Here is a 21,200-nt window from a genome sequence, read left to right as displayed (position 1 = left end):
ATCAATTGGTAATAATGAGTGAAACCTTTCCTGCTTCAGAAAAACTGAAAAGCAAAATATTAATAGATATCCTGTTTACTGAAGGGAATTCCATTAAGCAGTTTCCCATTAAACTACTTTATTATCCTATAAAAAACCCAGAAATTACTACTTGTAAAACTGGAGTTTCGGTTCCTAAAAGGAATTTCAAAAAAGCCGTTGAGCGCAATTATCTAAAAAGGCTTATGCGAGAAGCTTATAGGAAAAATAAGTATCTTGTAGAAAGCAACTTAAATCAGAAATACGCGTTAATGTTCATATTTACTGCTCGGAAAAAATATGATTCTCAAGAGATCTCAGATTGCTTCATTCAGCTTTTGAACAAATTAAAAGAAAAGGAGACCGCTCATGAAAACAAGAATACTTAAAAGAATATCAGTAATTTTTATTGCTGTAAGCCTCTTTATTGGGGCGAGCTCCTTTAGGACCGACTTTTTTGAAATCGCGAAACAATTAGAAATATTCACCACTCTTTTTAAAGAGTTGAATATGAATTATGTAGATGAAACCAATCCCGCTGAGTTAATGGATACTGCAATTAAAGCCATGCTTGCCGATCTGGATCCTTATACTAATTATTACAATGAGCAGGATGTTGAAGCTTCAAGAATGAATACCGCTGGGGAATACCAAGGAATTGGTGCTTCAGTGAGAATCCAGAAAGAAAGTTTTGTGATCCTTGAAACTTACAAAGGTTTTCCTGCAGATAAAGCAGGTTTAAAGCCCGGAGACGAAATAATAGAGATTGGCGGTCTATCTGTAGTCGATTTCACAGATAATGCTTCAGATTTGCTTAATGGAGCTCCAAATTCCCAGATCACACTTACTTATCTAAGACAGGGGAAAAAACTTTCTACTACCTTAACAAGAGGGATAGTTACGCTTAAAGCAGTTCCTTTTTATGAATTGTTAAGTGATAATACAGGATATATTGTTTTGTCTAGATTCAATGAAAATGCCTCTTCAGAAACTATTAAAGCCTTAAAAGATCTTGAAGCTGAAGGAGCAACAAAAATAATTTTAGATCTTAGAGGGAATCCAGGTGGCTTGCTTAGTGAAGCTATTAATGTTAGTAATATCTTTGTAGATAAAGGACAATTGATAACCACTACCAAATCTGTAATAGAAAAATATAACCGTGAATATTTTACCCAAAAAGAACCAATAAATACTAAGATTCCTTTGGTAGTAATTATTAATGGGCGCAGTGCTTCTGCTAGTGAAATTGTTGCAGGTTCTTTACAGGATCTAGATAGAGCTGTGATTGTAGGTGCAAGAAGTTTTGGAAAAGGACTTGTGCAACGTCCAAAAGAATTGGCCTACGGGACTCAGCTAAAACTTACAATTTCCAGATATTATACCCCAAGCGGACGATGTATTCAAGCTTTGAATTATCGTGAACGAGATAAGGATGGCAAAGCAATTAGAACCAAAGTAGAGGATTATAACGAATTTAAGACCAAGAATGGACGAAGCGTTTTTGATGGAGGAGGAGTATTACCAGATATCACCTTAGAGACTTCAGAATTTAGTGCAGTTACAAATGCCTTGCTGGCTAACAGTGCTATTTTTGACTTTGCTACCCAGTATTATTATACTCATAAATTGGAAAGTCCTCAAGATTTTAAATTTACTAATGAAGATTATACTGCTTTTAAGGCATATTTAAATAAAAGTGATTTTAGTTACCAGACTCGAACAGAAAAAGACTTGGAAGCTGCTTTATATACTGCTGAAAAAGAGGGTTTTTCTGAAGATATTTTAAACTCTTACAATCAAACATTAAATAAGATAGCCACAGCTAAAAAGGAAGATCTAGATGCTAAAAAAGCAGAGATAACAACTCTTTTGACCGATGAAATAATTAAACGATATTTCTATCAAGAAGGTTTGTACCAGCATTATATTCTAGAAAATCCTGAAATTACTGAAGCTCAAGATATTCTTGGAAATAGTTCAAGATATTCAGGTATTTTGAAGTAAAAAACAAGATTTTTATGTAAGCTGCGTCACCTTAATTTTTTAATGAGTTTATAAACAGCCATTGCTATTTTTTTCTAAGTGGACTGCAAATAAATCCTGAAACAAGTTCAGGGTGACGATACTATTTTAACTGCCGAAATGCTGTCCCGAGACGTCCGAAAATTCAGCATCTTTAATACCTCAAAAATATTCATTTAAAAAATGTTACAGTTTTGCAAAATTCTCCAGTATCATTTTTAAATAGGGTAATTTTATTTTTTAGATTAAAACTAATATTGGATTTCTTTTAAATCTATTCTAACTATATTTCCTATGAATGAACATTATCTAGTGCTGGCTTCATTGGGCTTTGCTACATTGATAATGGCATGGTTACCTTCAATTTCCAAAATAATAAAAATTAGTTTTCCTATAATTTTGATTCTTTTAGGATTCTTATTGTATGCTATTGGAGCCCCATTGGCCTGGCCGGATCCATTATGGAGTGACATCAATCTGATGTATTTTTCTGAATTAATAGTCATTATTGCTTTGATGGGAGCCGGCTTAAAGATAGGCAGCATTTTTTCTTTTTCGACGTGGAAAAGACCATTGTTATTGGTTTTTATAACAATGCCCATCTGCATTGCAGCTGCGTATTTTATGGGTATTTATTTTCTGGCCTTTAGTATTCCATCTTCTTTGCTTCTTGCTGCTGTCCTCGCACCTACAGATCCCGTACTTGCCGCTGAAGTTCAACTTGAAGAACCAACCCGGGAATCTGAACCAGAAGACAAGAGAAAATTCACCCTCACAACAGAGGCCGGTCTTAATGATGGGATGGCTTTTCCCTTTACCTACCTGGCTGTAATGGTGGCACAAGCAGGAGGATGGGCAACTTTAAATTTTGCTGACTGGTTTTGGGATAAACTACTTTTAAAAGTAGTGATTGGAGTTATATTGGGTATTGTAATTGGGAGATTGATAGGTTACTTACTTGACAGGCTTCATGTAGTTACAGGTATAAAAACTTTTGATGGATTTGTTTCACTTTCACTTACATTTATGACTTATGGCCTCACAGAAATCCTTCATGGATACGGCTTTCTTGCAGTGTTCTTTGTAGGCTTAACCTTGAGATACTACGAAAAAATAAGCGGGGATTATAAAACTAAAATGCACGATTTTATTAATGAAATCGAAAGACTTTTATTAACCGTTTGGGTGATACTTTTTGGAGGCTCTATCCTTAATGGAATTCTCACCCTTACAGATTGGAAGGGAATTCTTTTTGCTTTTATTTTTGTTCTTATTATTCGTCCCCTAGCTGGTCTTATTGGTTTAATAGGAGTTAAAGATCCCATTAAAACAAAACTTGCAATCAGTTTTCTGGGAATAAGAGGAATTGGTTCTGTGTTTTATATATCATGGGCATTTATTCAGTATGATAATTTTGAAAATAAAAATGAGCTATACGGCATCACTTTTTATGTCATTCTTATTTCTATTGTAATACATGGGTTAACGGCACCAAGAATTATTGGCCATTTTGACAAATTACGTAATAAGGAGTAAATGTAAGTTCCAGGGAAACAGTTAAATGGATTAAAAAAGAGTTAATAAAACCATTTAATATGATAATAAAACCAGGAGTACCAATCTTTCTAAAATATAAAAGCTAGCTTTTTTAAAGTCTGCTGCAAATTTAATGCAGCAAACTGAACAGTATTTACGTTAAGATTTTATCATTCCAATATGCGGAATTCCATCTTCTAAATATCCCTCTCCAGTTTGTTCAAAATTGTGGCTTTCATAGAATTTAATAAGATATTGTTGTGCTGAAATTTTAATTCTTTCAGCAGCAAATCTAGATTCTACTTCTTTTATTGAAGCTTCAAAAATTTGGTGACCATAACCATATTTTCGTTGATCTTCTTTCACTAAAACTCTTCCTATAGAAGCTTCCTCAAAATATTGACCTTTATTAAAACACCTGGTATAAGCAACCAATTTTCCTTCTTTATATCCTAAAATATGAAGCGCTTTTTGATCTTTCCCGTCAATATCCTGGTACACGCAATCTTGTTCTACCACAAAAACTTCAGACCTAAGAGCGAGCACTTCATATAATTCGTTCAAGCTTAATTCTTCAAATGTCTTTACTTTAATCTGCATATTTTTAATTTATATTGTCCATAAAAAATCATAAACTGAGTAGGTACGTCATTCTGAACTTGTTTCAGAATCTTTGAAAATTTAAATTGAGACCCTGAAACCCGCCCGAACGGTACGGGCAGGTAAATTCAGGGTGACGAGCTAATTAGTATGACAAAAAACACTTATATATTTTAGTTTTTAATCCTGAACTATTAGATCCTTATTATCACACTTTCCAAATTCAGGTTGAATATTCACATGATTTATTCCGTAGGAATGATACACTAATTCTTCTATTTCAGAAAGTATTTCTTCAAACTTAGTCAGGTTAATATCATCATAAAAATCCACATGTCCTTCTAGATGAATTTCTGCTTCATTTAGTTGCCATACATGTAGATGATGAACGTTCTTTATTTGAGAAATAGTACAAATTTTTTCAGCTATATCTTCTAAAGCGAGATCGCTAGGTGTAAAAAGCATAAGCACCTTAGTAGCCGATTTCAAGAGATCGTAACCTACGATAATCAGATAAATCGCAATAGCTAGAGTAAGTACACTATCTATCCAGAAAATTTGATAATATTTCATTAATAATCCCCCGGCTAGAACAGCTACAGAAGCCATCATATCTGTAAGTAAATGTAGATATGCAGAGCGCATATTAAGGTTGGCTTTACTATCTTTTTTTAATAGCAAAACACTAAATCCATTTCCTAAAATTGCTAAAATGGATAACAAATAACTAAATTAGAATTAATAGTTTCTGGATTCTTAAATCTTTGAGCTGCTTCTATAATTAGAATTACTGCTACAACAATAAGAGTAGAGGCATTAACGAAAGCCGCAACAATCTCGGCTCTTTTATATCCAAATGTATGTTTTAACGAAGCATCTTTTTTAGAAAGAATATTTGCTATATAACTTACCAATAATGAGAGAACATCACTAAAATTATGGAGTGCATCTGAAAGTAAAGCTAAGCTTCCACTTAACAAGCCACCTATTACCTGTGCAATTGTAATTCCAATATTAAGAAATATAGAAATTAAAAGATTTTTACCTTTTACATCCTTAATATTTCCATGATCGTGATTATGTCCCATTAACTATTTTACAGGTATTTTTTCTACTCTATTTTGATGACGTCCACCTTCAAATACAGTATTTAAAAATGCATCTACCATATCTACAGCTTGCGTTTGTGAAACATATCTAGCGGGAATGCTTAATATATTGGCATTGTTATGTTGTCTGGCAAGTTTGGTGATCTCTACTGTCCAACATAATGCACAACGGATACCTTGATGTTTATTAGCTGTCATAGAAGCTCCATTTCCGCTTCCACAAATAATAATACCCATATCTACAGCTTCAGTTTCTACATCGTTAGCTACAGGATGAACAAAATCTGGATAATCAACACTAGCTTCAGAATCTGTACCGTAATTAGTAAGGCTAATCCCTTTAGATTCTAAATACGCTACAATAGCATACTTATAATCGGTTCCTGCGTGGTCATTTCCAATGGCAATTTTCATATTTTTTGTTTTAAGAGGTTGAACAAAGGTAAAAAATGGGTTGTTAACTATTAAAATTTACATTGTTAATTACTATTTCTAAATGCCCTGTTCTTAAGCAGTTAAGAATTTTGATAAAATGTGAATAACAATATGCTAGAATATAACAACAAAATTTGCTTTTCTAGTTAGAATTTGGAATAGCAATTTAAAATCCATTTCTCCTAATTATAACTATAGAATTTCTAGGGAAGTTATGAGCATCAAATTGTAGATTGTGAACAACGAAAAGAGATATAGTTTTTAAGAAGTTCTATTAACATTTAATTGTTAACCATTGTTAAGTAAATCTTAAAATAATAAGAGTATCAGTTCTTTAGAAATTTTTAAAGCTGTTAACAAGTCAATCTAAAATGTTGGTATCTCAAAAACCTATTTTTTTTGGAAAAAGTTATGCTAGAAGTTAACAAGCTATAATAACCAACAGTTTTAATTTTTTAAATAGAAGAAAAAAGATAAATATAATATAAGTGTTTATAACTTCAGTTAAAAAGCTCTCAACCTAAATTCATTTCTTTAATTTATATTTAGAAAACAAAATGCTAATTTGATTATTTTTAAAGAATTTTTTCATTAATATACTGTATATAAGATATTTATGATTTTTATTACCAAGAGTGGAATTTATAAATTCTAGTCTTCTTTATCTAAACATCTGATTTTTAGACATTTTTAAATTCTGAATTAGGAGAATAAATAACTGTGGTAGAATTTAAATTTATTGTGCTTTTTTCATTTAGTGTTTTAGTAATAATTAAAAAAACACTTATTATTCCCAAGAGAAATATAAGATAAAATAGAAGCGATATTTTTGTTGAAATATTCATTAAAATCACTTTTTCTTACAAATATGTGGGGAAATTTAGAAAGAGATGTTATCTTAAAATTAAGAAAACTTTAATAATTAGAATATTTTTATTAGATTTTTTTTATATCTAAATATCTGAAAATCAAAATGAATTAGTCTTAATACAATCTTCATCTACGATTAGAGGCTTAACAAAACTTTATTGATAGATTAATTTAAAGTCACATTTTAACTGTAATTTTATAGCTTATTAAGATTTATGAATAGAAAGAATAAAGGATCACAATCTAAGAATGAAGGAAATCTTTCCAAAAGCATCTTAGATATATTAAGAAAATCCCCAAGCACAAGCTTTAACTACAAACAAATTGCTGCAAAACTAGATCTTACAGATGCTAGTTCCAGGAACCATATTATTAGAAATTTAGCTCAATTGGCTGCTAAAAAGCAAATTGAAGAGGAAGAAAGAGGAAAGTTTAAGATGGGTGGAAATCCAGAATATTATCAAGGTAAGCTTGATATGACCACTAAGGGTTTTGGTTATGTTGTAGTTGAGGATATGGAGGAGGATATTTTTATTCCTGCTAATGCCTTAAATAAAGCTTTGAATGGGGATGAAGTAGAAGTTTATGTCTACAACAAAAGGAAGAAAAGAAAATCTGAAGGAGAGATTGTACGGATTATAAACAGGAGAAAAACTGAATTCGTAGGTGTTTTACAAATGCAACCAAATTTTGGTTTTGTAGCCATTCAAGATCCTAAAATGTATACAGATATTTTTGTTCAGAAAAACAAAATGCTGGATGCGCAGGATGGAGATAAAGTTGTTGTAACCATGGAGGAATGGCCCGAAAAGGCAGATTCTCCGTTTGGAAGTATAAAAGAAGTTTTAGGAAAACCGGGAGAGCATCATACAGAAATGCATGCGATTCTAGCCCAATATGGATTGCCTCATGAATTTCCTAAAGAGATTGAAGATTTTGCCAACAATATAGATACCTCAATTCAGGAGGACGAAATAAAAAAACGTAGAGATCTTAGGGATACTCTAACTTTTACTATAGACCCTAAAGACGCAAAAGATTTTGATGATGCCTTAAGTTTTAAAAAGCTTGAAAATGGTAATCTTGAAATTGGAATTCATATTGCAGATGTTTCTCATTATTTAAAACCAGGAACTATTCTGGATGATGAAGCTTATGAGAGAGCAACCTCTGTTTATTTAGTGGATAGGGTTGTACCAATGTTACCAGAAGTTTTATCTAATAATGCATGTTCTTTGAGACCAAATGAAGAGAAATATACTTTTTCTGCGGTTTTTGAAATGGATAATAAAGGATTTGTAATTAACGAATGGTTTGGTAGAACGGTAACATTATCTGATGAGCGTTTTGCTTATGAAGAGGCTCAACATATAATTGAAACAGGAGAAGCAACTATTCCAGAAGAGATATCTATTCGTGAAAATGGATATAAGGTTGGTGATAATATTGTAGATGCGATTGTAACTCTTAACGATCTTGCAAAACAAATGCGTGTAAGACGTATGGCAGATGGTGCTATTTCTTTTGATAAAGTTGAAGTCAAATTCAATTTGAATGAGGAGAATGAACCTGTTGGAGTATTTTTTAAAACTTCAGAAGAGGCTAATAAACTGATTGAAGAATTTATGTTATTGGCTAATAGAAGAGTTGCACAGTTCATAGGAAAGCAAACTCCAAAAAAGACTTTTGTTTATCGATGTCATGATGAGCCGGATGAATCTAAATTGAATACACTGCAAACGGTGATTGCTAAATTTGGATATAAGATCGACTTAAAAGATAAATCTTCTGTCTCTTCCTCTTTAAATAGCCTTTTAAGCGACGTTCAAGGAACAAAAGAACAAAACTTGGTAGATACTCTTACTATTAGGACCATGAGTAAGGCTTACTATAGCACCAAGAATATTGGACATTACGGATTATCATTCGATTATTATTCACATTTTACTTCTCCAATTAGAAGATATCCAGATGTAATGACGCATAGATTATTACAAAATTATCTAGATGATAAACCTTCGGCAAAGGAAGAAGAATACGAAGAAAAATGTCATCATAGTAGTGAAATGGAAAGCTTAGCTACCAATGCAGAACGTGATTCCATAAAATTCATGCAAGTGAAGTTTATGTTAGATCATGAGGATGAAGAGTTTTTAGGTGTAATCTCTGGTGTTACAGAATGGGGTATTTATGTTGAAATTGTTTCTAATAAATGTGAAGGGATGGTTCGTCTAAGAGATATTAGAGATGATCATTATGATTTTGATGAAGAACAATATGCGATAGTTGGTAGAAAAAATAAGAAAATGTATCAATTAGGAGATGAAGTATATATTTCTGTTAAAAATGCAGATCTAGTAAGAAGACATCTAGATTTCAATTTAATAGGTAAAAAAGAACAGGTTGATTAATATTATTGATGATGAAAAAATATATATTATTAATGCTACTTTCTTGTGCATCAATAACATTTGCGCAGGAAATAACGGTGGAGTTAAATAATTTCACCGAGGTGGAGGTTAGAAAAGGTCTCAAAGTAAATTTAACTCAAACTGATGAAAATAAGGCGATTATTACCGGAAATAGTCGTAATGAGGTAAATCTTCAGGTGAAAAATGGAGTACTTAAGGTTAGTGTAGATTTGGACCATCTTTGGAATGAGGATAACACGATTGTTAACATCTATTATAAACAGTTATTAAAGGTTGAAGCTAAGCAAAATGCGACGGTAGATATCTGTGGTAAGGTTTCTCAACCAATGCTTAAAATAAGAGTTCAAGAAGGAGCAGATGTAAAAGCTAAAGTAGAGCTGGAAAATTTATATGCTAGTGTGGTCACTGGAGGGAATCTTTTTATAATTGGTACTGCAAAAAAACAGGATATAGATGTAAAAGCAGCTGGAGATTTTAAAGGGGAAAACCTTATAGGAACTGATGTTAGTATAAGTATTACCGGTGGAGGAACTGCTAGTATTTTTTCTAAAGCTTATGTAAACGCAAAAGTAAGAGCTGGGGGAACCATATATGTGTATGGAAATCCTGAAAAGATAGATGAGAGTACCACATTTGGTGGAACCATTAAGAAGATAAATTAGAACCTTATCTTTGTGAAAATCTATTAGTTATATGGTGCAAGATATTTTGGCAGCAATACCAATGGGAATCTTTTTAGCATTCTTATTAGGTCCTGTTTTCTTTGTGTTGTTGGAAACTGCAGCATTAAAAGGCTTTAGGGCAGCTATTTCATTTGATTTAGGGGTTATTTTGGCAGATATAGTTTTTCTTTTAATTGCATATTTAAGTACTTCTAAACTTTTAAATACTTTAAAAGACGATCCTGGATTATTTGTTTTTGGTGGGATGATCCTTGGAACATATGGGGTAATGTCCTTTATACAAACTAAAAAATCTATTACAGTAGAGGCTGATACACCGGAAGTAAGAAAATTGAGTCGAAGAGATTATTTTGGACTTGCTGCAAAAGGTTTTCTATTAAACTTTATAAATATTGGAGTTCTAGGCTTTTGGCTGGGACTAATTATTGTTTTTGGTCCTACCTTAGATATGGAGCCAAATAGAATTACAATCTTCTTTTCTACCGTATTACTAACCTATCTTTTCCTTGATATATTTAAAATACTTCTTGCTAAAAAATTAAATAGAAAACTTACACCAGGTCGTATATTTAAGATGAAGAGAGGGATAAGTATTGTAATGATAGTCTTTGGTGGAATTTTAATTACAAGAGGAATTTTTCCTAAAAAAATTGAACGTTTACAAGATCAAATTGAAATCTTAGAACCTGAAAATGTGGTCTTTGATCTTCAAAATTCAGAGAACATTAAGTCTTTTAATTAGAAGTTATTTTCTACCTATTATCTAAATAAATTTCAAAAAAAAGCTTCCTTTTAAAGGAAGCTTTTTGAGGCATCGAGCGGATTCGAACCGCTGTACGAGCTTTTGCAGAGCTCTGCCTAGCCACTCGGCCACGATGCCATTATTTTAATGGTTGGCAAATGTAATAAAAAATATCTGTTCGCACACAAGTTTCTATCTCGATTTAGTACTGGAAACAGTTACCATTCCAACATTACCACCTATAGGAGGGTTTATCTTAGAAACATCTACGCGTGCCTTTTTTACTAATTCTATTTCTGTAAAGATTCTTTTTAATATTCTTTCTGCAACTGTTTCCAACAACTTAGTTCGAATAGCCATTTCTTCTTTAACGATCTTATTTAGATGTACATAGTCTATCGTATCACCCAAAGAATCTGTTTGTGCAGACTTTGATAAATCCCCTTTTACCATAAGATCTACCCGGTAATCACTTCCTATTTTTCCTTCTTCATCCAAGCAACCGTGATAGGAGAAAACCTTGATGTTTTTTAATGTTATTTTTCCCAAAATATTTTTTTACAAAGGTAGAACTGCAGCCGATATTATAGTGTATTTCTAAAAATAAATAAATGAATATATTATTTTTTGGTCTTTAAGCGGAATATTAAACTCTATTTCCTTTTTTATTATCTATTCTAAACGTCTAGATATTGAATTTTCCGAGCTTATTTTTGATAACTTTGCGGGATATTTTGAAACATAATTATGTCTGAAGTTAAAAAGTCACTCAATTTTATTGAGCAAATTATAGAAGAAGATCTTAAAGGGTCTTATACTGAACAAGAATTAAAATTTAGATTCCCTCCAGAACCTAATGGTTATTTGCATATTGGTCATGCTTCCTCCATCTGTTTGAATTTTGGTTTGGGTGAGCGTTATAATGCTCCAGTGAACTTAAGGTTTGACGATACTAATCCTATAAAGGAAGAGCAAGAGTATGTAGATGCTATTAAAGAAGATGTGGTTTGGCTAGGATTTAAATGGGATAAGGAGTGTTATGCTTCAGATTATTTTCAACAATTATATGATTGGGCAGTAGAATTAATAAAGTCTGGAAATGCTTATGTAGATAGCCAATCATCTGCAGAAATCGCAGATCAAAAAGGAACTCCTACAGTTCCTGGAACAGAAAGTCCATATAGAAATAGATCTGTATCAGAAAACGTGGAACTCTTCGAGAAAATGAAGAATGGAGAAACTCCAGAGGGTGCTCATGTTTTAAGAGCAAAAATAGATATGACATCTTCTAACATGATCATGAGAGATCCTGTAATGTATAGAAGCTTGCATAAAAAGCACCATAGAACAGGGGATGCTTGGAAGATTTACCCTATGTACGACTGGGCTCATGGTGAAAGTGATTTTATAGAAAGTGTATCTCACTCTTTCTGTACCTTAGAATTTTTACCACATCGAGAATTATACAACTGGTTTATTAGTAAGGTAAGTGGTAAAGAAGATTTTATTCCGAAGCAACGAGAATTTGCTAGGAGAAATCTGAGCCATACTATAGTGAGTAAGCGTAAACTATTACAATTAGTAGAAAATAAGGTAGTAGATTCTTGGGACGATCCTAGAATGCCTACAATCTCTGGATTTAGAAGAAGAGGTTATACTCCAACTTCTATAAGGAAATTCGCAGATACTATTGGGATTGCCAAAAGGGAAAATATAATAGATGTTTCACTTTTAGAATTTTGTATTCGTGAAGATTTAAATAAAATTGCTCCACGAGTAATGGGTGTTTTAGACCCTGTAAAACTTGTTATAACCAACTACGAGGAAGGTGAAGAGTGGTTGGAAACCGAGAATAATCCTGAAGATGAAAATGCAGGCACTAGAAAAATACCTTTTTCAAAAGAACTTTTTATAGAGCGTGAAGATTTTAAAGAGGAGGCGAATAGAAAATTCTTCAGATTAACACTAGGAAAAGAAGTTCGCTTAAAAAGTGCGTATATAATAAAAGGGGAAAGCGTAATTAAGGATAATGATGGTAATATTTTAGAAATTCATTGTACCTACGATCCTAAGAGTAAAAGTGGAAGCGGTACCGAGGAGTCTTTAAGGAAGGTTAAAGGAACATTACATTGGGTTTCTATACCTCACGCTGTCAAAGCTGAAATAAGACTGTACGACCGTTTATTTACAGTTGCAGCACCAGATGCAGATAAAGAAAAGGATTTCATGGAATTTATTAACCCAGATTCACTTCAAGTGATTACAGGATATGTGGAACCTAGTTTAAAAAATGCAAGTGTTGCAGATAAATTTCAATTCCAGAGAATAGGATATTTTTGTATTGATAAAGAAAGTACAAACGAAAATCTTATTTTTAACAGAACCGTTTCCTTGAGAGATTCCTGGGAAAAGATTAGTTAGGAGATTTATTTTATATAATCTGTTAAGAATAATTTAATAAAGTAACTTCACATATTAACCGGTTATTAACAAGAATGTCTTGTGGTTTAACTTAAATTTGTGGAATTAATTATAAAAACCAAAAAATCATGGCAAATACAGGGAATACACTTTTAGCTTTAGTTACAGGAGCTGCAATAGGAGCTGCAGTTGGATTATTATATGCTCCAGAAAGCGGAGAAAACACAAGAATTAAATTGAATAAAGACGCTAAAAAAGCTCAAGATAAATTCAATAAAAAATACAAAGAAACAAGTTCTAATCTTTCTACAAAAGCTAAACAAGCTAAATTAGATTTTGAAACTCGTTTAGAATCTACTTTATCTTCAGCTAGTTTTAAAGCAGATGATATCTTATCTGCATTAGAATCTAAGTTAGAAGATTTAAGAACTCAAAATGCAAAATTGCAAAAAGACGTAAAAGTAGAACAAGTTAAAACAACGGCAAATAAAGCAGTAGTATAAGCCTATGGCATTTGAAAAACTAACCAACAGTATTAATGATCTTAATGACAATGTTCGCGATCTTGCTAAAAGTAGCACCGAATATTATAAACTTGATCTCTATAAAAAAATCATTAAAGGGGTAATCTCTTTAGTGAATATGATGTTGCTTGGTTTTATATGTCTAATTGCTTTATTTTTTATCTCTATTGCATTGGCTCTTGGAATAAGTAACGCCTTAGGAATTCCTAGTGCCGGGTTCTTTATAATTGGCGCATTTTATTTTCTGATATTCCTAGTTATATGGTTCTTCGGAAAAAAACATATAGAGAAAATCATTTTGATCAAATCTTCCAGAACCTTCTTTAACGACTAAATAATTTTTATGAAAGAGTATAGTTCATTTGAAGAAATAGACCGGGATTTGAAGATTTTGAAACTTCAAAATCAGATAGACAAAGAAGAAATTCGTCTTAGTGTACAACATACTAAGGAAAGCTTATCTCCAGTATCTTTAGTTGGTGGAATTTTGGGATCTATTATGCAAAAGGCATTCGTTTTAAAGGCAGTATCAAAAATATTTGGAGTTAAGAAGGTAGTTACCTCAAGATAATTTCAGAAGTAAAATAAAAAGGCGGAAGTTCTAATGAGCATCCGCCTTTTTAATTGAATAAATTTTTATTCGGTTTCTTCTTCCTCTTCTGTATTTCGAGTTTCTCTTTTTCTTTTAGGCTTAGGTTTTGCAGCTAATAATTCAGCATTCTTCTCTTTCATAGCTTCACCAATCTGGTTAGATGCGGTAAATGAAGCGATCATATTATTAAGCATATCACTTCCTGCCTGAGGAGAATTTGGTAACAATATTAAATTACTGTTAGTGTGTTCTCCAATAGATTGAAGAGTATCATAATGCTGAGTAACCACAATTAAAGCTGAAGCCTCTTGGGAGTTTATCCCTACATTATTTAACACATCTACACTTTCTTCTAAACCTCTTGCAATTTCTCTACGTTGATCTGCGATCCCTTGACCTTGCAAACGTTTGCTTTCTGCTTCTGCACGTGCTTTAGCAACGATTTTTATACGTTCTGCCTCTGCAACATACTCTGCTGCAACTTTCTCTCTCTCTGCAGCGTTAATTCGGTTCATAGCCGACTTTACTTGTGAGTCTGGGTCTATATCTGTTACCAAGGTTTTAATAATATCATATCCATAATCAGACATTGCCTGATTTAGTTCTCTTTTAACTGCAATGGCTACATCATCTTTTCTTTCAAAAACATCATCTAATTTCATTTTTGGTACCTCTGCACGAACGACATCAAATACATAGGAAGTAATTTGATCATGCGGACTTTCGAGCTTATAGAAAGCATCGTACACATTGGTTTTTATAACCTGAAACTGTACAGAGATCTTAAGTTTTACAAAAACATCATCTTTGGTTTTTGTTTCAACTAAAACGTCTAATTGCTGAACCTTTAAGTTTATTCTTCCTGCAATCTGATCAATAATTGGAATTTTAAAATGTAATCCGGAATTTCGAATGCTTCTAAATTTGCCGAAACGTTCCAAAACGGCAGAAGTTTGTTGCTTTACCGTAAAAATCCCGGTAAACAGAATTATTAAGCCAAAGACGACTAAAATGGGTATTAAAACTGTTGCTATCATATAGGTTATATAAATTTTGAAAGTTTAAGATAGCAATATTTAGGCTACATTTACCCTTAAAGTTATTTAACATGCGCTATTTATATCTATTTCTCTTCATCTTACTTTGTTCTCTTTTTAATCCACTTGCTGCCCAACGACGTAATTCTGGCGGAGATAGTTATAATAGGTTAGGGATACAGGCAGGAGTTACCTATGGAGGAATAGACAGCAATAGTTTTAATACGACTAAGACTACCGGTTTTACGGGTGGGCTAAGCACACGGGCTAATGTTTATAATAATTTCTTAGTGATTTACGGAGTAAACTTTTATTCTATGAAAACTGGGATAATGGGGCATAAGGCAGGAAGTAATGACTTTAATAACATCGATTTTAAGACCACAGGAGTGCAACTAAATTTATTTGCAGGCCATAAGATTATAAAGGAGCATCTAAGTATAGAGGCAGGGCCTGTCCTTCAAATAAACAGTAAGTGGGAGGTAGACAACCAATTTAAAGATCATCTAATAGAAGATTACTCTTTTACTGCGAAAGATTTAGAGGAGGTATCAAGAGTAAATTTAAATATTGCAGCTGGCCTATCTGCAGGAGTGGCAGATGTTAAATTGTGGCTTCAGTATCAATATGGAGTAAGTAATTTTTTTAAGGATTTAAAAGATGGAGATCTTCAAAATAAAGACTCCCGCGCCGCAAATCTAGAAGGTCATCTAGGCATGGCAACCGCAGGAGTGGTTTATTATTTCTAAATTTATTATTGCGTAGCTAAAAGTGATTCTAATCTTTTAATTGTTTCTTCTTTTCCTATAAAAGCAGAAATTTCAAATACATCTGGTCCTTGTAAAGAGCCTACTAGAGCAAGTCTTAGTGGCTGCATTACTTTTCCAAAGCCTATTTCATTCGCAGTGATCCAAGCTTTAATAGTATCCTGAACATTTTCTTTAGTATAATCTGAAGTTTCAGACACCAATTGGATCAGTGTCTCTAAAATTCCAGCGGTATCCTCTTTCCATGCTTTTTTCAAAGCTTTTTCATCATAGGACGCAGGGCTTACAAAGAAATAGCTTCCTAATTCCCAAAAATCTGTTACAAAGATTGCGCGTTCTTTTAAAAGAGCAATTACTGAAGTTGTATATTCTAATGTTGCAGTAACAACTTTGCTTTTTAAAATCTTCACAAACTCCTTCGCAAGTATTTCGTTATCGGTTTTCTGAAGGTAATGTGCCTGAAACCATTTTGTCTTTTCAGGATCAAATTTAGCACCAGATTTATGCACTCTAGAGATCTCAAAAGCTGAAATCAATTCATCTAAATCAAAAAATTCTTGCTCTGTCCCGGGATTCCACCCCAAGAAGCTTAACATATTAACTACTGCTTTAGGATCGTAATTCTCTTCTCTATATCCTGAAGAGATCTCACCAGATTTAGGATCTTTCCATTCTAAAGGAAATACTGGGAATCCCATTTTATCTCCATCACGCTTACTTAATTTCCCTTTTCCTTGTGGTTTTAAGATCAATGGTAAATGTGCGAATTTTGGCGCATCCCAATTAAAAGCACGATATAATAAATAATGTAATGCTAAAGAAGGCAACCATTCTTCCCCACGAATTACATGAGTGATCTTCATTAAGTGGTCATCTACAATATTTGCAAGGTGATAGGTAGGTAAACCATCACTTTTAAAAAGCACTTTATCGTCCAGGATGCTAGAATCTACTTGCATGTTTCCACGAATTTCATCTGCTAAATGCAATGTTTCAGATACAGGTGTTTTAAATCGGATCACATAATTTTCTTTAGCATCTAATTTCTTCTGAACTTCTTCTGAAGAAAGCGCAAGAGAATTCTGTAATTTCATTCTATTATGCCAGTTGTAGATAAAAGTTTTTCCTTTCTCTTCATGGTCTTTTCTATGTGCATCTAAAACTTCTGAAGTATCAAATGCATAATAAGCATCTCCAGAGGAGATCAGTTTTTCAGCATATTCATAATACAAACTTGCTCGCTCACTTTGTCTATAAGGCCCAAATCCACCATCTTTTCCGGGGCCTTCATCAAAAGGAATTCCACACCAATTCAAGGCTTCAACTATATATTCCTCTGCGCCTTCCACAAATCTATTTTGATCTGTATCTTCTATACGCAAAAGGAAATCTCCTCCATGCTTCTTGGCAAACAAATAATTATATAAGGCGGTTCTTACTCCTCCAATGTGTAAAGGTCCTGTTGGACTTGGCGCAAAACGAACTCGTACTTTAGCAGACATAAAATTGTAATTTTAGCCGCAAAGATAATGGATTCTTAGTGGAAAACCCATCAATTTAAGCCTGTCCTATTAATTGCATCCAGAAATATTTAATGCACAAATCGCAGCTAAATAAAGTAAAATGAAATTTGTAGTTTTAGGAGGAGGAAAAGTAGGGGAGTAAACATGGAGGAATTTACTGTTATTAAACAAAAACTAACGGCATTTATTAGGCGTTATTATCTAAATGAATTGTTGAAAGGGAGTATTCTGTTCTTTTCAGTTTGGTTGTTATATAGCATACTTATTTTGCTCGTCGAATATTTTTTATGGCTTTCTCCGCCTTATAGAAGTTTATTATTTTGGATTTTTATACTTTTTTCTGCGGCTCTCTTTTTTCGCTTTATATTATGGCCTCTTGCGAAACTCTTTAAATTATCTAAAGGTTTAGATCTTACAGATGCCTCTATTCTAATAGGAAAACATTTCCCTGAGGTTAATGATAAACTTCTAAACGTGCTTCAGCTTGAAAATTCATCAGATCAGTCAGATTTGTTACTCACAAGTATATCTCAAAAGTCTCAAGAACTCAGACCTGTTCCCTTTAAAACAGCCGTTAATTTTAATACAAGCCTTAAATATTTAAAATATGCGGCTTTTCCAATTCTGATAATCATTGCTATTATTTTCACAGGAAATTCTTCTGTTTTTTCTGATAGCTACACTCGGGTAGCGCACTATAATACCGCTTATGAGCGTCCTGCTCCATTTTCATTTATAATTAATTCGAGTGATTTGGTGGTTGAAGAAGGAAAGGATCTAAATCTAGAAGTTCAGACAATTGGTAAAGTTATTCCTGAAACTGTAGCCATTCACTTTAATGAGGAAGAATATTATCTAAAGAATTCTTCGCTTAATACTTTTCAATACTCCTTTGAAGGATTAAAAAAAGATATAGAAATCTACTTTACCGCCAATAGTGTAACGTCCAGAACTTATAAAATCAAAGTTATCCAAGTCCCGAAATTATTGGATTTTGAGATGAAGCTAAATTTTCCTTCTTATTTAAAAAAGCCTAGTGAAGTAATTAAGGGAACGGGGAATGCAAGGGTGCCAGAAGGAACTGAAATTTCATGGGTTTTAAAAACCCGCGCTACAGAGGAAGTGTCGTTTAAAACTGGAGACAGTATTTTGGGGTTTGATAAAAACGCTTCAGAATTCAATTATTCAAATAAGATCTTTTCTCTGTTGCAATACGCTATTACCACATCTAATAACAACGTAAAGGACTATGAATCTTTAAAATATGCTATAGACGTTATTAAGGATCAATATCCGCAAATAGATGTTCAGCATAAACAAGACACAATAGCTACAGAGATAAATTATTTCTTCGGAAAAGTGTCCGATGATCACGCTATCACAAAGGTAAATATGGTTTATTACCCCGAAACCAAAAGTGATGATAGTCAAAAAGTGGCAATTCCCATTGCAAATCAGAATGTTGGGGAATTTTTATATACGTTTCCAGGAAATCTAGAATTAGAACAAGGTACTAACTATGCTGTGTACTTCGAAGTATGTGATAATGATGGAGTTAGAGGCTCTAAATCTTCTAAAACTGAAGTTTTTACCTTCAGAATAAAGTCTGAAAAGGAATTAAGTGCCGAAAAATTAAATCAGCAAGGAGAATCTATACAGGGAATTTCTGAAAGTCTTGAGGAGATGCAGGAATCTAGAAAAGATTTGGAGGAATTATCGAGGCTTAAAATAGAAAAGGATCAGCTTAATTACAATGATAAAAAGAAGCTTGAAGATTTTTTGAAACGGCAGAAGGAGCAAAATGAAATGATGAAAAATTATTCTGAAAAGCTTAAAAACACCTTTGAAGATAAAACTGGTTCCAAAGAGAATAAAGATTTAGAGGAAGAACTTAAAGACAGGTTAGATAGAAACGAAGAACGCTTACAAGAAAACGAAGCCTTGTTAAAAGAGCTGCAAGAATATGCCGAAAAGATAAGTGAGGAAGACTTGCTAGATAAACTAGAGAAATTATCTAAACAGAACACCGCAGAGCAAAAAAACCTTGAGCAGTTACTGGAACTAACCAAACGTTATTATGTACAAGAAAAGACTCAAAAGCTAGCTAGAGATATTGAAAGAACGGGAGAAAAACAAGAGAATTTAATGAAGCAAGATTCCTTGAACTCTTTGGAAGAACAAGAAAAGTTGTCTGAAGATTTTGAAGAATTTAAGGAGGAAATGGATTCTTTAGAGAAAGAGAATAATGCACTTAAAAAGCCTTTTAATTTAGATCGAGATAAAGATGAAGAAAAGGAAATTCAAGAAGAACAAAATAAAGCAGAGGAGCAATTAGAGCAGAACAATAAAAAGGAAGCAAAATCTCCTCAGAAAAAAGCAGCGGATATGATGAAAGAAATGAGCAAGAAAATCAAATCTGCTCAATTAGATTCACAAGGGGAACAACTAACTGCCGATATTGAAACCATGCGTCAGATTTTAGATAATCTCATGGTATTTTCATTTGAACAGGAAGAATTGATGCTAAATTTTAAGGGCATTAGAATTAATAATCCAGCCTATCCTAAACAATTAAAAAAACAACAAGTTCTAAAAGAACACTTTGAACATATAGATGATAGTTTATTTGTACTGGCCATGAAGAATCCAATGGTTTCAGAGAAGATCACCACTAAGTTAACAGATATCGAGTTTGATATTACTAAGGCATTGGAGCGACTTGCTCAAAACGAACTTCCACAAGGAACGGCAAGTCAACAATACGTAATGACCAATACTAATGAATTAGCCAACATGTTAAGTGAGGTTTTAGGAAACATGCAAGACATGGCAAATCTTAGCCTTTCTCCGAATGGAAGTGGAGAAGGAATGCAGTTACCAGATATAATTAAATCTCAGGAAGGTTTAATTAAGGAAATGGAGGAAGGTCTTAAAGAAGGGGAAGGGGAACCAAAAGAGAACGGTAAAGATAAACTAGGAGAAGATGGTGATGATGGCAAGGATGGAGATAAAGAAGGACAAGGAGAGGGAGATGGCAGATTAGGAGAAGAAGGAAGCGCTAAGTTGTATAAGATCTTTAAAGAGCAACAAAAATTAAGACAACAATTAGAAGAAAAACTAAGGGAGGTAGGCTTAGATAAAAAGAATGCAAATGTTTTGAGTGAGATGGAGCGCATAGAAAAACAACTTTTGGAGAAGGGTTTTAATAGAGAAACTTTAAATAGAATGAATCAAATTCAGCATAAATTACTTCAGCTAGAAGATGCCGTAAGAGAGCAGGAAGAAGAGGAGCAAAGAACCTCAAAAACAAATCAGGAGAACTTCAAAAACACTACTCAGGATCAAATTCTTAGAGCCAAAGAATATTTTAATTCTACCGAAATTTTAAATAGACAAAGCCTACCTTTGCGGCAAATTTATAAGACTAAAGTAAAGAGGTATTTTGAATCTATCGAAAATTAATTTTTATTCCGAAAACGAATTTATCCTGGAGGATGAAGCACGTTATGCTTCATGGCTAGAAAATGTAATTATTTCTGAAGAAATGACTCTGGAGGAAATTAGTTATATTTTTTGTGACGACGAATATCTACTTAAGATCAATATTGAATATCTAGATCACGATACTTATACAGACATTATAACTTTCGATTATTCTGCAGGTAAAATTTTGCAGGGTGAGATATATATAAGTACAGAGCGCGTGCATGAAAATTCTGAAACTTTTAATGTAAAGTTTGATGATGAATTGCGACGAGTTTTAAGTCATGGGATTTTACATCTTAGTGGCTACAAGGATAAAACAGAAGAGGAAGCTGCTCTTATGAGAAGCAAAGAAGAGGAAAAAATGAAATTGTTCCACGTGGAACAATCTTAAAAAAAGGAGATT

General features: G+C 33.0%; 18 protein-coding genes, 1 tRNA gene and 1 pseudogene. 13 read left to right on the top strand and 7 right to left on the bottom strand.

Translation table 11 applies throughout. The features are described from left to right. Positions 1–14 precede the first annotated feature (14 nt). The 3 genes from rnpA (at position 15) to I130_RS05735 (ending at position 3,576) form a co-directional block, all read left to right on the top strand. Positions 15–407, top strand: a complete 393-nt coding sequence (gene rnpA / locus I130_RS05745; protein ID WP_034920370.1) for a ribonuclease P protein component — start codon at positions 15–17, stop codon at positions 405–407. Beyond that, a complete protein-coding gene (locus I130_RS05740) occupies positions 388–2,022 on the top strand; it encodes a S41 family peptidase (RefSeq protein ID WP_034920369.1) in 1,635 nt (544 codons plus the stop codon). The genes rnpA and I130_RS05740 overlap by 20 nt, the downstream gene beginning before the upstream one ends. A gap of 312 nt (positions 2,023–2,334) precedes the next feature. Beyond that, positions 2,335–3,576: a cation:proton antiporter gene (locus I130_RS05735; protein WP_034920367.1), complete on the top strand. Its 1,242-nt coding sequence runs from the start codon at positions 2,335–2,337 to the stop codon at positions 3,574–3,576. A 159-nt stretch (positions 3,577–3,735) separates the two neighbouring features. Here I130_RS05735 and I130_RS05730 read toward each other — a convergent pair whose 3' ends face one another. The 3 genes and pseudogenes from I130_RS05730 to rpiB all read right to left on the bottom strand — a co-directional run bounded on the left by I130_RS05730 (position 3,736) and on the right by rpiB (position 5,699). Continuing rightward, positions 3,736–4,176: a GNAT family N-acetyltransferase gene (locus I130_RS05730; protein WP_034920365.1), complete on the bottom strand. Its 441-nt coding sequence runs from the start codon at positions 4,174–4,176 to the stop codon at positions 3,736–3,738. A gap of 180 nt (positions 4,177–4,356) precedes the next feature. Further along, positions 4,357–5,264: pseudogene (locus I130_RS05725) on the bottom strand (cation diffusion facilitator family transporter). Positions 5,265–5,267: 3 nt separating this feature from the next. Then, positions 5,268–5,699, bottom strand: a complete 432-nt coding sequence (gene rpiB / locus I130_RS05720; protein ID WP_034920363.1) for a ribose 5-phosphate isomerase B — start codon at positions 5,697–5,699, stop codon at positions 5,268–5,270. 1,106 nt (positions 5,700–6,805) lie between these two features. Between rpiB and rnr the strand changes: the two genes are divergently transcribed. From rnr to I130_RS05705, 3 genes are read left to right on the top strand one after another with little or no spacing between them, the layout of a single operon-like run. Next, positions 6,806–9,001 (top strand): ribonuclease R, encoded by a 2,196-nt coding sequence (gene rnr, locus I130_RS05715; RefSeq protein WP_034920362.1) that lies wholly within the window; start codon positions 6,806–6,808, stop codon positions 8,999–9,001. Between the two features lie 11 nt (positions 9,002–9,012). After that, entirely contained in the window at positions 9,013–9,684 is a 672-nt protein-coding gene (locus tag I130_RS05710) for a head GIN domain-containing protein (protein ID WP_198012033.1), read from the top strand. Between the two features lie 31 nt (positions 9,685–9,715). Then, entirely contained in the window at positions 9,716–10,447 is a 732-nt protein-coding gene (locus tag I130_RS05705; RefSeq protein ID WP_034920360.1) for a LysE family translocator, read from the top strand. Positions 10,448–10,514: 67 nt separating this feature from the next. On the opposite strand, the gene I130_RS05700 is transcribed toward I130_RS05705, so the two are convergent. Both I130_RS05700 and folB read right to left on the bottom strand, forming a co-directional pair. Further along, positions 10,515–10,585: transfer RNA gene (locus I130_RS05700), tRNA-Cys, on the bottom strand. 54 nt (positions 10,586–10,639) lie between these two features. Continuing rightward, complete coding sequence (gene folB / locus I130_RS05695; RefSeq protein ID WP_034920358.1) at positions 10,640–10,996, bottom strand: dihydroneopterin aldolase; 357 nt, start codon at positions 10,994–10,996, stop codon at positions 10,640–10,642. Positions 10,997–11,194: 198 nt separating this feature from the next. Here folB and I130_RS05690 point away from each other — a divergent pair, with 198 nt between their 5' ends. The 4 genes from I130_RS05690 (at position 11,195) to I130_RS05675 (ending at position 13,963) form a co-directional block, all read left to right on the top strand. Further along, positions 11,195–12,868, top strand: a complete 1,674-nt coding sequence (locus I130_RS05690) for a glutamine--tRNA ligase/YqeY domain fusion protein (protein WP_034920347.1) — start codon at positions 11,195–11,197, stop codon at positions 12,866–12,868. Positions 12,869–12,996: 128 nt separating this feature from the next. After that, entirely contained in the window at positions 12,997–13,371 is a 375-nt protein-coding gene (locus tag I130_RS05685; RefSeq protein WP_034920346.1) for a YtxH domain-containing protein, read from the top strand. A 4-nt stretch (positions 13,372–13,375) separates the two neighbouring features. Then, positions 13,376–13,726, top strand: coding sequence for a phage holin family protein (locus tag I130_RS05680; RefSeq protein ID WP_034920345.1), 351 nt, complete (start codon positions 13,376–13,378; stop codon positions 13,724–13,726). A 9-nt stretch (positions 13,727–13,735) separates the two neighbouring features. After that, positions 13,736–13,963 (top strand): DUF6327 family protein, encoded by a 228-nt coding sequence (locus tag I130_RS05675; RefSeq protein ID WP_034920344.1) that lies wholly within the window; start codon positions 13,736–13,738, stop codon positions 13,961–13,963. Between the two features lie 65 nt (positions 13,964–14,028). Here the strand turns inward: I130_RS05675 and I130_RS05670 are convergent, their stop codons facing one another. Continuing rightward, on the bottom strand, positions 14,029–15,021 hold the full coding sequence (locus I130_RS05670) for an SPFH domain-containing protein (protein WP_034920343.1): 993 nt from the start codon (positions 15,019–15,021) through the stop codon (positions 14,029–14,031). A gap of 71 nt (positions 15,022–15,092) precedes the next feature. Here I130_RS05670 and I130_RS16195 point away from each other — a divergent pair, with 71 nt between their 5' ends. Beyond that, entirely contained in the window at positions 15,093–15,770 is a 678-nt protein-coding gene (locus tag I130_RS16195; protein ID WP_051119617.1) for an outer membrane beta-barrel protein, read from the top strand. Positions 15,771–15,775: 5 nt separating this feature from the next. Here the strand turns inward: I130_RS16195 and gltX are convergent, their stop codons facing one another. Then, entirely contained in the window at positions 15,776–17,290 is a 1,515-nt protein-coding gene (gene gltX / locus I130_RS05660) for a glutamate--tRNA ligase (protein ID WP_034920342.1), read from the bottom strand. A gap of 165 nt (positions 17,291–17,455) precedes the next feature. Between gltX and I130_RS05655 the strand changes: the two genes are divergently transcribed. After that, positions 17,456–20,773: a DUF4175 family protein gene (locus I130_RS05655; protein WP_034920340.1), complete on the top strand. Its 3,318-nt coding sequence runs from the start codon at positions 17,456–17,458 to the stop codon at positions 20,771–20,773. Beyond that, complete coding sequence (gene ybeY, locus I130_RS05650) at positions 20,754–21,188, top strand: rRNA maturation RNase YbeY (protein WP_083932865.1); 435 nt, start codon at positions 20,754–20,756, stop codon at positions 21,186–21,188. The genes I130_RS05655 and ybeY overlap by 20 nt, the downstream gene beginning before the upstream one ends. Positions 21,189–21,200: the final 12 nt, after the last annotated feature.

The organism is Gillisia sp. CAL575 (assembly GCF_000403785.1).
Classification (GTDB): Bacteria; Bacteroidota; Bacteroidia; order Flavobacteriales; family Flavobacteriaceae; genus Gillisia.
Note: the sequence above shows the minus strand (reverse complement) of the source record. Positions and strands in the feature narration are given on the sequence as shown.

Bases quoted from the DNA above. Each gene is read 5' to 3' on its own strand.
- I130_RS05735 (WP_034920367.1), top strand. From the start codon at position 2,335: ATGAATGAACATTATCTAGTGCTGGCTTCATTGGGCTTTGCTACATTG.
- I130_RS05685 (WP_034920346.1), top strand. From the start codon at position 12,997: ATGGCAAATACAGGGAATACACTTTTAGCTTTAGTTACAGGAGCTGCA.
- I130_RS05675 (WP_034920344.1), top strand. From the start codon at position 13,736: ATGAAAGAGTATAGTTCATTTGAAGAAATAGACCGGGATTTGAAGATT.
- I130_RS05690 (WP_034920347.1), top strand. From the start codon at position 11,195: ATGTCTGAAGTTAAAAAGTCACTCAATTTTATTGAGCAAATTATAGAA.
- I130_RS05730 (WP_034920365.1), bottom strand. From the start codon at position 4,176: ATGCAGATTAAAGTAAAGACATTTGAAGAATTAAGCTTGAACGAATTA.
- I130_RS05670 (WP_034920343.1), bottom strand. From the start codon at position 15,021: ATGATAGCAACAGTTTTAATACCCATTTTAGTCGTCTTTGGCTTAATA.
- I130_RS05740 (WP_034920369.1), top strand. From the start codon at position 388: ATGAAAACAAGAATACTTAAAAGAATATCAGTAATTTTTATTGCTGTA.
- I130_RS05680 (WP_034920345.1), top strand. From the start codon at position 13,376: ATGGCATTTGAAAAACTAACCAACAGTATTAATGATCTTAATGACAAT.
- I130_RS05655 (WP_034920340.1), top strand. From the start codon at position 17,456: ATGGAGGAATTTACTGTTATTAAACAAAAACTAACGGCATTTATTAGG.
- I130_RS16195 (WP_051119617.1), top strand. From the start codon at position 15,093: ATGCGCTATTTATATCTATTTCTCTTCATCTTACTTTGTTCTCTTTTT.
- gltX (WP_034920342.1), bottom strand. From the start codon at position 17,290: ATGTCTGCTAAAGTACGAGTTCGTTTTGCGCCAAGTCCAACAGGACCT.
- rnpA (WP_034920370.1), top strand. From the start codon at position 15: ATGAGTGAAACCTTTCCTGCTTCAGAAAAACTGAAAAGCAAAATATTA.
- rpiB (WP_034920363.1), bottom strand. From the start codon at position 5,699: ATGAAAATTGCCATTGGAAATGACCACGCAGGAACCGATTATAAGTAT.
- I130_RS05705 (WP_034920360.1), top strand. From the start codon at position 9,716: ATGGTGCAAGATATTTTGGCAGCAATACCAATGGGAATCTTTTTAGCA.
- rnr (WP_034920362.1), top strand. From the start codon at position 6,806: ATGAATAGAAAGAATAAAGGATCACAATCTAAGAATGAAGGAAATCTT.
- I130_RS05710 (WP_198012033.1), top strand. From the start codon at position 9,013: ATGAAAAAATATATATTATTAATGCTACTTTCTTGTGCATCAATAACA.